Source organism: Streptomyces sp. NPDC048434 (assembly GCF_043200375.1).
GTDB lineage: Bacteria > Actinomycetota > Actinomycetes > Streptomycetales > Streptomycetaceae > Streptomyces.
Map to the genome: position 1 here is coordinate 112,307 of NZ_JBICXQ010000005.1, position 9,811 is coordinate 122,117.

The window sequence follows — 9,811 nt, forward strand, 5'->3', positions numbered from 1 at the left end:
CCATGAGCACCGCCACCGCCGTGAGCGTCACCGCCATGCGGGCCGAGCACGCCGACCAAGTCCTGACCATCTACCAGCTCGGCATCGACGAGGGCAACGCCACCTTCGAGACCACCGCCCCGACCTGGGAGGTGTTCGATGCCGCCAAGCTTCCCGAGCACCGCCTGGTCGCCCTCGACACCGGCGGCCGGGTAATGGGCTGGGCCGCCGTAGTCCCGGTCTCCGACCGATGCGCGTACGCCGGTGTTGTCGAACACTCCCTCTACGTCCACCCCGCCGCCCGCCGCCGCGGGGTGGGGCTCACCCTGCTTCAGGCACTGCTCGCCTCCACCGACGCAGCCGGAATCTGGACGGTGCAGTCCGGCATCTTCCCCGAGAACACCGCCAGCCTCGCCCTGCACACCCGGGCCGGATTCCGCGTCATCGGCACCCGTGAGCGCATCGGCCGTCACCACGGGAACGGCGCAGGCGCAGATCAGCAGAATGCCGGTCAGGGGATACCAGCGTCCGCGGCGGGAGCGCGGGTCGGGGACGCGCTCGAGATGGCGTCGCAGGCGGCCGGTGTCCTCCTCGTCCAGGGGGCCGAGCTTGGCCAGGACGGCAGGGACCGGGGAGGATGGGGCGGCGGGCACGGGACCTCTTCGTGATCAGCTGGCTTCGACACCCACGATGATCACAGGTCCCGTGCCCTACCTGTTGCCCCGTCAACTGCCGTCCGCGAGGCGTCAGCCCTGGGCCGTGGGGCGGACGACGATGTCGCCGACGTCGACGTTCGAGGGCTGCTCGATCGCAAAGGCGACAGCGCGGGCGATGTCGTCGGGGGCGAGGGAGAAGTCGACCGTCGGGGCCTGCGACTTGACGGTGGGGCTGGTGACCGAGTCGGCGAACTCCGTCCCGACGTAGCCGGGCGAGACCATGGTGACCCGCAGGTCGGGCCCGGCTTCCTGGCGCAGTCCCTCCGAGAGGGTGCGGACTGCGTTCTTCGTCGCCGCGTAGACAGCCTGGTTCGGCACGATGCGCAGCCCGGCGGTCGAGACGACGTTGACGAACTGCCCCTTGCGTTGCTCGCGGAAGACGGGGAGTGCTGCGGCGATCCCGTACAGCACGCCGCGGAAGTTGACGTCGATCATCTGGTCCCAGTCCTCGACGCGTAGCTCGTCGAACGGGGAGATGGGGCCGATCCCGGCGTTGTTGACGAGGACGTCGAGCGCGCTGTAGCGCTCGCGGGCGCACGCCACCAGGTCCGCGAGGTCGCCGCGGCGACGCACGTCCGTCGTCGTCCAGGCGGCTGTGCCGCCCTCGGCCTCGATGCGGGCGGCGAGCGCTTCCAGTCGGTCGCTGCGACGCGCTCCGAGGACGAGCTTTGCACCGCGCGAGGCCAGCAGCAGTGCGCTCGCCTCGCCGATCCCGCTGCCCGCGCCCGTGATGGCCACCACTTTGCCGTCGATCCCTGTCACGTGCGACCTCCAGCACTAGAAGTAAGAGGGCTATCACTTTTACAGTAAGAGGCCTCTTACTTCTGGTCAAGGCAGGTGGGTCGAGTGGCCGAGGCCGCAGTTGGGGCGGGCATTGGGCGTCCCGCCCGGGGACAGCTCCGCTCGGCGCTGATCGCCGAGAGTTTCGCGCTGCTCTCCGAGAAGGGGATGGCCGGCTTCTCCGTCGCCGAACTCGCCCGCAGGCTCAAGGTGAGCACCGCCGCCCCGTACCGCCACTTCCGCAACCGGGAGGCGCTGCTCGCCGTCGTCGCGGCACAGGCCGCCGACGAGCTCACCCGCGCCATGGAGACCGCCGCGCAGACGGCCGGCCCCGACCCGATCGACCGGCTCGCGGTCACCGCGGGGGCATACGTGCGCCACGTGTCCGACCGCGGCGCCGGCCTTGACGTGATCTTCGCCCGGGAGCTGAGGCTGCTGCGTGACGCCGACCTGGCCCGGGCCGGCCGCGGCCTGATGACGCTGCTGCTCGATCTCGCCCGGCGGGCGGGCCACACCGACCCTTCCCGGGCACTGCTCCTGCTCGAACAGCTCTTCTGCCTGGCCCACGGCTACATCACCCTGGACGCGGAGGACTTCCTGACCGGCTCCCGCCTTTCCCCCGAGGATGTCGCCACCCGCGCCACGCGCGCGGCGACGGCGCTGCTGCGCGGCAACGCGACGTGAACACCGGCCGGGAGCTGCGGTGGTCACCATTCGCCGACCACCTTCTGACGGTTCGCCGCATGCCAAGCAGGTAGGCAAAACGGCGTCGCTGCGGAACCTGGCGATCGGGCGAGTGAAACTGCTCGGCGCGATGAGCATCGCCCCGACCAACGGGGCCATCCGGGACCTACCCGAACGAGCTGCCTGGATCCTGGGCATTACCGACAGCCCGCATCCTTCGGGAACTTGAAGCCACCCTGAGAAAAGTCAGCACCGAACCAGCACCGGAATCAGGCGTGCTGACTACCAGAGCTCCAAAACCTGGAGTGAATATGGGCGTGGTGACAGGATCTTGCGGTCGTCGTGGTTCGCTGGTGGGCTATTCGGCCCAGGGGGAGTCCAGGATGGTCCGTACGAAGTCCCCGCGCTCGAAGCCGGGCACGTAGTGTGCGAGGACGTCGGCTTTGCCGTTGCCGAACGTGGTCTGTGGCTTGGGCCGGATTCCGTCGACGAATGCCTCCAGGATGCGCGGCTTGAAGCCGGGGCGCGGGTGCAGCGCGACGACCGCGGCGCGGTCCGCCTCGTCGATGTCGTGGTAGCCGATGCCGAGGACGTCGTACTCCACGCCTGCGGTCACCAGTGCCACCTCCGGTTCCATGAACTCGGGGATGCCCGGGGTGGTATGCAGGGCGACGGCGGTCCACACCCGTCGGATGCTGTCCTCCGGAACTTGGTGAGCCTGCAGGAAGTGGCGGGCCTCATCGGCGCTGTCCACCTCGAAGCGCCGCCCGCTTCCGTGGAACGGTTCGTTCAGGCCCAGATCGTGGAACATGGCCGCGATGTAGAGCAGCTCGGGGTCGAAGCTGAGATCCCGGTTGCGCCCCTGGAGGCTGCCGAAAAAGTACACACGCGCGAGTGGTCGTAGATCAATTCACTGGTGCTGTCCCGTACGAGCTCGGTCGCTTCCCGCGCCAGCTTCGAGTCCGGCACACGCACCCCGGCCGGTGTGGAGAAGTCATCCGTCATCGCAACCACCTGCTCTTTCCGTCGGCTTGCTCCTACGGCCCGCCTGCTCGCTCGGTCGGCTTGCTCGAACGCCTCGGGGTCGGTGTCACCAGCCGCCGCGAGCGCGTCGTCCACTCCCTGGACGGCCTGGAGGAACCGGTCCACCCGAACGCCCTCGCCACCACCGGGGCCCGTCTGTGGCGGCGTCTACAGGAACAGGTGCCGTTCGGGCTCGAATCCATGGACTTCCTCCTCGGCCTGGATGCCGGCGGCATCCTGCCCGCCGTCTCCCTCGCCGGTGCTGCGAAGTTGCCCTACAAGATCGCCTGGAAGCTGCATCTTCCCCTCGACGGCGCAGTCCGCTTCAGCGAGCCCCACGCGATGCGCACGGACGTCTTCGCCTATGGCATTGCCCCTGGACAGCGAATCGTCCTGGTCGACGACGAGATCACCACTGGCCGCACGCTGGCCGACCTCACCCGCCGCCTCCAAGAGGCCGGCGCCGTCCCGCTGGCTGCCGTCTGCCTCGTGGAAGACACAACGCGGGGAGCCCGCGACCTGCTCACCGGCCTCGGCCTGCCGCTGATCTCCCTCACCACGATCGAGGGGGTGGCATGACCACGGCTACATCGGCGGGAGTCCGGTTCCATTCCGGCTCGGAGGCCATCCCCGCTGCCTCTGTCCACACCACGCCGCTGGGGTACGACCGTGACGACGTCCCCGTCGGCGCGCCGCTCCCTGTGCCTGCCGCCGCCGCACTCGTCGACCGACTGAGCGGATGCGGCGAGATCGAGGTGGCCTTCGAGGGGAAGCTCGGGGATACTCTCCTCGCCCTGTCGACCGTCCGGGCGCTCCTCGACTGGCTGCGCCTGCGTTCGATCCCCGTGACTGTGCGGGCGGTTGGCGCGTACGCGGCGCAAGGTGATCGTGGAGGTTGAGGGTGACCTGTCCGCCGCGGGCATGAGCGGGGACCTCGAAGTCCTCCCAGACGGCGGGGGCTGCTGATGGCACTGTGTCGGCTCCTGGTGCTCGGTGGCTCCGATACCGGGCGCTCTCCGCCGAACTCAGGGGTTTGGTGGTGCCGTGGATCCGCTGTACGGTCCGCGGCCACGCACCTGGATACTGATCACCATGCGCACTGATTTCGATCCCGCTGCCATGTCCCGCAACGAGTTCTACAAGCTGCTGACCGCCACCGTGGTGCCGCGGCCGATCGCCTGGGTGTCCACCGTCTCGGGCGACGGCACGCACAACCTGGCCCCGCACTCCTTCTTTACGATCGCCAGCGTCGCGCCGCCCGTTGTGCAGTTCAGCTCCGTCGGACGCAAGGACACCTTGCGCAACATCGAGGCGACCGGGCAGTTCGTGGTCAACTTCGCGCCGGAGGGGTTGTTTGAGCAGATCAATGACACGGGCACCGACTTCCCGCACGGGGTGAGCGAGTTCGAGGCGGCCGGGATCGCTGTCGAGCCGAGTCTGCGGGTCAAGCCTTCGCGGGTGGCGGCCTCGCCGGTGGCGCTGGAGTGCGAGGTGCACAGCACGCTGGGCATCGGGGATTCGACCATCGTGTTCGGGCGCGTGGTGCATGCGGCCGTATCGCAGGACGTGCTGGTCGACGGGCATCCCGAGATCGCCAGGCTGAAGCCCCTGTCGCGGCTGGGGAAGGATGAATGGGGCACGGTCGGCGGCGTACGGGAGATCTCCCGTATTCGGCATGCGGACTGGCGGGGGCCGGCGGGCGATCGATAGGGAGCGGACGGGGAGCCGAGCCCGCCCGCAGGACCGGGGAGGCCCAGGAGCCTGGCATGGGTGAGCCGCGCGTCTGGAGCCCTTCCCTTCCGCGCACGGTCGGTGTCCGCGCGATCACCCACCGGCTAGGGGCGTTGCCGAGTGGTGCCGGCGATGCCGGTGCCGGTGGTTCAGACCTGCGAATGCGGGCGGGCGGCGGAGCCGCGGATCTGCAGGCCGTCGAGGAGTTCCTGGGTCGCGGCCGCCACGGCGTCCACGGCCTGGTCGAACACCTCGCGGTTGTGGGCGGCCGGGGCGCGGAATCCGGAGACCTTGCGGACGTACTGCAAGGCCGCGGCCCGGATGTCCTCGTCGGAGACCTCGGGGGTGGTGGGCGGACGGAGGGTCTTGATGCTGCGGCACATGAGTCCAGTCTGCCTCGGGGTGTGGCCGATATCCGCCTATCCGTCGAGTCCGGTCACCCGCATGGTGATGTTGAGGCGACCGCCGGTCAGGCCGGACGCCGGGTCGCCGGTGCCCAGCCTGACCTTGGGCACTCCGTGGTACGCGAAACGCGACGGTCCGCCGAAGACGAAGAGATCACCGGAGGCCAGCTCGACGTCGGTGTACGGCTTGGTGCGCGTCTCGGTATTGCCGAACCGGAAGACACAGGTGTCGCCGATGCTGAGGGAGACCACCGGCGCGCCGGAGCGCTCTTCCTTGTCCTGGTGCATGCCGAGCTTCGCCTGGCCGTCGTAGAAGTTGATCAGTGCGGTATCCGGCGTGTAGTCGTCGCCCGCGGCGTCGTCCTGATACGCCTCGACCAGCGCGCGACGGCCCAACTCGACCATCCAGTACGGGAATTCGGCTACCAGGGCGCCGTTCACGTCATCGGCCGTGCGGGTGTATGCGTACGGCTGCCAATGCCAGCCGATGCACACGGTCTGGACGGACATCACTCCGCCGCGCGGAAGCTTGGTGTGCCGGATCGGGGCCGGGCCGCGTGCCCAGCCGCGACACGCGGTGACGAGCTCGCGTTGCTGGGCCATGGTCAGCCAGCCGGGGACGTGGACGGCACCGGGGGCGATTTCCCGGCGGTCGGCGTGGGCGTGGTGCCCGTCGGCCGTGGTGGGGTGGAGGAGCCCATGGCGGCGCGCGGCGCCCGGGGCCGTGCCGTCGGGTCCTTCGCCGGGCAGCTCGGCGGCGTCGCCGCTTCGTGCTCCTTGACGTCGACCGGGCCCACCGCGTCCGTCAGGCCCGCCCGATCCGTCAGGCACACCGGCGCCTATGGGACCCGCCGGATCGCCGAAGTCCTCGAAGCCGGGAAGTGGCGTGCTCATGTGCTCCTGCCTTGCCTCATCGCTCGCTGTTTACAGCGTCCCACGGGGTGAGTCGTCGGCCGACGGGCCGGTTACTTGCTGGGTGACCCAGCCGCGGTCGATGGTCCAGGTGCTGCCGTCCGCGGCCACACCGCGCATGCCCTGCAGCGTCTCCGGGCCCGCCAGGGCGGGTACGCGGGAGTCGCCGAGAGCCGCGAAGCCGTAGGTGCGTGCCGGGTCCCAGTCGGTGCTGTGGCGCAGCCGGCGGCTCATCTGGGCCCAGCCGAGAGGTGCGGCGGCCACCACCCAGGCGTCGGGCTCCTCGGCCGTGAAGCGGTTGGCCGCACGGAGCCAGGACGCGGCGGACTCCGGCCAGTCGACGACGGCGAGTGCCGGCAGCCGCCCGTGGGCACGCCATGCTTCGGCAAACGCTGCCGCTGCCGAGCGCGACGCGGTGTCCCGGCCGTGCCCGACGACCACCGTGGCGATACGAGTCCGGGGCGCGGTCAACAGGTCCAGCAGGGCGGCGAGTTCGGCGTCGGTGTGCGGGGCGGGGGAGGGGAGGTCGCCGTACGCGGCCGCCTCCGCCGGGGAAATGAGGGGAGAGGTCATGAGGGAAGGGGCCATGAGGGAGGGGGTGCCGGGCCGTGGCCGGGCTCAGAGGAGCGTGGGCTGGAGAGCGCCCTCGTGCGTGAGCAGCGCGGTTTTGCGTTCGACGCCCGCCGCGTAGCCGCGCATGGTGCCATCCGCGCCGATCACACGATGGCAAGGGCGCAGGATCAGCAGGGGATTCGCGCCGATCGCGGCCCCCAGGGCCCGTACGTCGGACCGCGGTACGCCGATGGCCTCGGCGAGCCGGCCGTAGGTGGTCGTGGTGCCATACGGGATCGCTTCCAGGTCCCGCCAGACGCGCTCCTGGAGTTCCGTACCGGTGGTGCGGAACTCCAGCTCGAAGCGGGAGAGCTCGCCGGCGAAATAGGCGCGGAGCTGACGGGCGGCCTCGGCGAAGGAGCGGGGGTCGCGGCGCCAGTGCGGCTGTACGGTGGCGGCGCCCCGTTGCCCCGGCATGGAGAGGGCGGTCAGGGCGGTGCCGCCGGGCGCGGTGGACGATTCCTCGCCGACGAGCAGCAGCTCGCCCATGGGGCTGTCGAGGGTGGTGTACCTGGTGGTGGCGGTGGTTGCCGCGGAGGAGATCATGGCGCTTCCTTGTTCGTGTTCGCTGCTTTCATTCCTCGCTTTTATTCCTCGAGTCTGCAGGTTCGGCCGCGGCTCGGCTGGCGGAAATCAGACGTCACGATTGGGCGCTGCTGGCCCGTCGCCCGTCGCCAGTCGCCAGTCGCCAGTCGCCAGTCGCCAGTCGCGAGCCGCGAGCCGCCAGCGACGGCCCATCGATCACCCACCAACCACAGGCCACTCGCCGGCCACCGACCACCAGCCACTCACCGATCACCATCGATCACCACCGATCGCTCGTCACCACCCACCGCGTACGGATCACCGGCGTGTCGACCCGCCGCACCGGCAGTGGCCGACACGCCGGACGTGTTCCATCGGGAGCTACCTCAGGTCGATCTGGAACACCTTGTCGGAGCCCGGCTCGCCCTCGCCGCTGTTGTCGGCGTTGGTGGTGGTCAGCCACAGGGACTTCGTGCCGGGTACGGACTCGACCGTACGCAGCCGCCCGTAGTCGTGGGTGTAATACGCCTTCGGGGTGCCCGTGTTGGTGCCGTCGACCGGGATGCGCCACAGGCGTTCGCCGCGCAGTGCGGCCATGTAGATCGCCCCGTCGGCGTAGGCGACCGCGCTGGGCGAGGCTTCCGCGACGGGCCACTGACGCTTGGGGTTGGTCATCCCGGAGGTCGAGCAACTGCCTTCGCACTGGGGCCAGCCGTAGTTCTTCCCCGGCTCGATGAGATTCAGCTCGTCGTACTTGCTGTCGCCCAACTCGCCCTCCCACAACCGGCCTTGGGCGTCCCAGGTGATGCCCTGGGGGTTGCGGTGGCCGTAGGAGTAGACCAGAGACTGGAAGGGGTTGCCGGGGGCCGGCTTTCCCTCGGGGGTCATCCGCAGGATCTTGCCGTTGAGGGAGGTCTTGTCCTGGGCGAGATCGGGGGTCCGGGCGTCGCCCGTGGTGGCGTAGAGGTAGCCGTCGGGCCCGAACTTGATGCGCCCGCCGTTGTGGTACGTGTTCTTCTTGATGCCGTCGACCAGCACCTTGTAGTCGCTGAGGGTGCTGCCATCGAAGGTCATGCGCGCGATCCGGTTACCTTCGGCGGCGGTGTGCATCACGTACACGTAGTGATCGGTCCCCCAGGACGGCGATACGGCGATGCTCAGTAGCCCACCCTCGCCGCCCGTGGTGACGACGTTCGGGACCTCGCCGACCTGCCGCTTCGTGCCGTCCCGGGTGAGGGTGTAGACCTTGAACGCATCGCGCTCGGTGAGCAGGGCGGACCCGTCCGGCAGCCAGCTCAGGCCCCAGGGGATGGACCAGCCCGACGAGACGGTCTTGGGGGAGCCGGGCTCGGAGGCAAGGGCGCGGCTTCCGGTCACGTGACCCGGACTGGCGGCACTGCCGGTGCCGGAGGCAGCGACGAGAAGTCCGGCGGCCAGGGCGGAGGCGACCGCCACGGTCCATGTGGTGGGGCGTGCGGCTCTGGTGCGCAGGTGCATGGAGTCCTCCAGCCAGGAAGAGGCGACGGGGCGTTCCCTCGGGGACGAGCATTCGGCGGCGCCGAACTGATAGGAAAGTTTCCTGCCGTTCGGCCCCGGAAGCTACTGCGCCGCGGGGTGAGGGTCAAGGCTGGAAGACGGGAGGTATCTGCCCCGTCGGCAAAGGGAGTTGATGCCTGGGCAGCGTCCGGTGGACCGTCAGTCAGCTAGTAGCTCGCGTGCGAGGAGGGGCAACCGTGATCGACATTGGTGCGTTGCGCGAGGAGGATCGCGCCGTCTGGGAAGTGCTGGCGCGCGGTGACAAGGCGTTCTACCGCACCGCGGTACCGGACGAGGGGTATGAGGAGACTTGGCAGCGGCTACGGCGTGGCACGGAGTTCCACGGCATCGGTGCGTTGTCAGAAGGGAAATTGGTCGGCATCGCGCACTATCTGTTCCACGCAACGTTCTGGATGGAGGACAGCTGCTATCTCCAGGACCTCTTCGTCGACGAGGCGGCGCGCGGCCAGGGCGTGGCGCGGATGCTGATCGAGAAGGTGGCCAGTGTGTCTCGGGAGCAGGGGGCTTCGCTCCTGTACTGGACCACTCAGGAGAGCAACACCGCCGCCCGCGCGCTGTACGACAAGGTGGCGAGCTTCAAGGGGTTCGTACGCTACGACTACCCCCTGACTTAGGGTCTGTCCGGGCTCACGAACGAAGCCAGTGTCGGATCGAGGCGACGGTGGCGGTGCCGCGGAAGATGTAGGCGCGCTTGTCGAACCTCGTGGCCACGGCCCGGAAGTTCGGTCGGGTGCGGGGGTGTCCGCCACCGCGGCGGCCGCCGCGGATGCGTTCCAGGACGGGGAGTAACTGCGAGGCGCCGCCCACTGGCCCTGCTGGTGGCACACGCCCCGGGGGGGGGGGCCCCCCCCCCCACGCCCCACAGCCACGACCACCCGGGGGATGTAG

Annotated in this window: 12 protein-coding genes and 2 pseudogenes; 7 read left to right on the forward strand and 7 right to left on the reverse strand. The window is 69.6% G+C overall.

Annotation, left to right across the window (positions count from 1 at the left end):
• Positions 1-2: 2 nt before the first annotated feature.
• Positions 3-458 (forward strand): annotated as a pseudogene (locus ACGFWI_RS07960) (GNAT family N-acetyltransferase); the annotation flags it as partial.
• Between the two features lie 267 nt (positions 459-725).
• On the opposite strand, the gene ACGFWI_RS07965 reads toward ACGFWI_RS07960, so the two are convergent.
• Positions 726-1,457 (reverse strand): SDR family oxidoreductase, encoded by a 732-nt coding sequence (locus ACGFWI_RS07965; protein ID WP_393905048.1) that lies wholly within the window; start codon positions 1,455-1,457, stop codon positions 726-728.
• 84 nt (positions 1,458-1,541) lie between these two features.
• Between ACGFWI_RS07965 and ACGFWI_RS07970 the strand changes: the two genes are divergently transcribed.
• Both ACGFWI_RS07970 and ACGFWI_RS07975 read left to right on the forward strand, forming a co-directional pair.
• On the forward strand, positions 1,542-2,159 hold the full coding sequence (locus tag ACGFWI_RS07970; protein ID WP_393905049.1) for a TetR/AcrR family transcriptional regulator: 618 nt from the start codon (positions 1,542-1,544) through the stop codon (positions 2,157-2,159).
• Positions 2,160-2,178: 19 nt separating this feature from the next.
• Positions 2,179-2,388: a hypothetical protein gene (locus ACGFWI_RS07975; protein WP_393905050.1), complete on the forward strand. Its 210-nt coding sequence runs from the start codon at positions 2,179-2,181 to the stop codon at positions 2,386-2,388.
• 129 nt (positions 2,389-2,517) lie between these two features.
• On the opposite strand, the pseudogene ACGFWI_RS07980 reads toward ACGFWI_RS07975, so the two are convergent.
• Positions 2,518-3,164, reverse strand: a pseudogene (locus ACGFWI_RS07980) (HD domain-containing protein).
• A gap of 60 nt (positions 3,165-3,224) precedes the next feature.
• On the opposite strand from ACGFWI_RS07980, the gene ACGFWI_RS07985 reads away from it, so the two are divergent.
• From ACGFWI_RS07985 to ACGFWI_RS07995, 3 genes are all read left to right on the forward strand, one after another.
• Positions 3,225-3,761, forward strand: coding sequence for a phosphoribosyltransferase domain-containing protein (locus tag ACGFWI_RS07985; RefSeq protein WP_393905051.1), 537 nt, complete (start codon positions 3,225-3,227; stop codon positions 3,759-3,761).
• On the forward strand, positions 3,758-4,081 hold the full coding sequence (locus ACGFWI_RS07990) for a hypothetical protein (protein ID WP_393905052.1): 324 nt from the start codon (positions 3,758-3,760) through the stop codon (positions 4,079-4,081). Before ACGFWI_RS07985 ends, ACGFWI_RS07990 begins: the two co-directional genes overlap by 4 nt.
• A gap of 193 nt (positions 4,082-4,274) precedes the next feature.
• Positions 4,275-4,892: a flavin reductase family protein gene (locus ACGFWI_RS07995; RefSeq protein ID WP_393905053.1), complete on the forward strand. Its 618-nt coding sequence runs from the start codon at positions 4,275-4,277 to the stop codon at positions 4,890-4,892.
• Positions 4,893-5,062: 170 nt separating this feature from the next.
• Here the strand turns inward: ACGFWI_RS07995 and ACGFWI_RS08000 are convergent, their stop codons facing one another.
• The 5 genes from ACGFWI_RS08000 to ACGFWI_RS08020 all read right to left on the reverse strand — a co-directional run bounded on the left by ACGFWI_RS08000 (position 5,063) and on the right by ACGFWI_RS08020 (position 8,863).
• Positions 5,063-5,296: a DUF2277 domain-containing protein gene (locus ACGFWI_RS08000; RefSeq protein WP_393905054.1), complete on the reverse strand. Its 234-nt coding sequence runs from the start codon at positions 5,294-5,296 to the stop codon at positions 5,063-5,065.
• Between the two features lie 36 nt (positions 5,297-5,332).
• A complete protein-coding gene (locus ACGFWI_RS08005; protein WP_393905239.1) occupies positions 5,333-5,959 on the reverse strand; it encodes an alpha-ketoglutarate-dependent dioxygenase AlkB family protein in 627 nt (208 codons plus the stop codon).
• A gap of 282 nt (positions 5,960-6,241) precedes the next feature.
• Positions 6,242-6,802 (reverse strand): hypothetical protein, encoded by a 561-nt coding sequence (locus ACGFWI_RS08010; RefSeq protein ID WP_393905055.1) that lies wholly within the window; start codon positions 6,800-6,802, stop codon positions 6,242-6,244.
• A 45-nt stretch (positions 6,803-6,847) separates the two neighbouring features.
• Complete coding sequence (locus ACGFWI_RS08015) at positions 6,848-7,387, reverse strand: methylated-DNA--[protein]-cysteine S-methyltransferase (protein WP_393905056.1); 540 nt, start codon at positions 7,385-7,387, stop codon at positions 6,848-6,850.
• 360 nt (positions 7,388-7,747) lie between these two features.
• Positions 7,748-8,863 carry a PQQ-dependent sugar dehydrogenase gene (locus ACGFWI_RS08020; protein ID WP_393905057.1) on the reverse strand — a complete coding sequence of 372 codons (1,116 nt, stop codon included), beginning with the start codon at positions 8,861-8,863 and terminating at the stop codon, positions 7,748-7,750.
• Between the two features lie 236 nt (positions 8,864-9,099).
• Here ACGFWI_RS08020 and ACGFWI_RS08025 point away from each other — a divergent pair, with 236 nt between their 5' ends.
• Complete coding sequence (locus tag ACGFWI_RS08025) at positions 9,100-9,537, forward strand: GNAT family N-acetyltransferase (RefSeq protein WP_393905058.1); 438 nt, start codon at positions 9,100-9,102, stop codon at positions 9,535-9,537.
• The last annotated feature ends 274 nt before the right edge of the window (positions 9,538-9,811 follow it).

Excerpts from the sequence above, each read along its gene's own strand:
- ACGFWI_RS07990 (WP_393905052.1), top strand. The coding sequence starts at position 3,758 with ATGACCACGGCTACATCGGCGGGAGTCCGGTTCCATTCCGGCTCGGAG.
- ACGFWI_RS07995 (WP_393905053.1), top strand. The coding sequence starts at position 4,275 with ATGCGCACTGATTTCGATCCCGCTGCCATGTCCCGCAACGAGTTCTAC.
- ACGFWI_RS08000 (WP_393905054.1), bottom strand. The coding sequence starts at position 5,296 with ATGTGCCGCAGCATCAAGACCCTCCGTCCGCCCACCACCCCCGAGGTC.
- ACGFWI_RS08010 (WP_393905055.1), bottom strand. The coding sequence starts at position 6,802 with ATGACCTCTCCCCTCATTTCCCCGGCGGAGGCGGCCGCGTACGGCGAC.
- ACGFWI_RS08015 (WP_393905056.1), bottom strand. The coding sequence starts at position 7,387 with ATGATCTCCTCCGCGGCAACCACCGCCACCACCAGGTACACCACCCTC.
- ACGFWI_RS08020 (WP_393905057.1), bottom strand. The coding sequence starts at position 8,863 with ATGCACCTGCGCACCAGAGCCGCACGCCCCACCACATGGACCGTGGCG.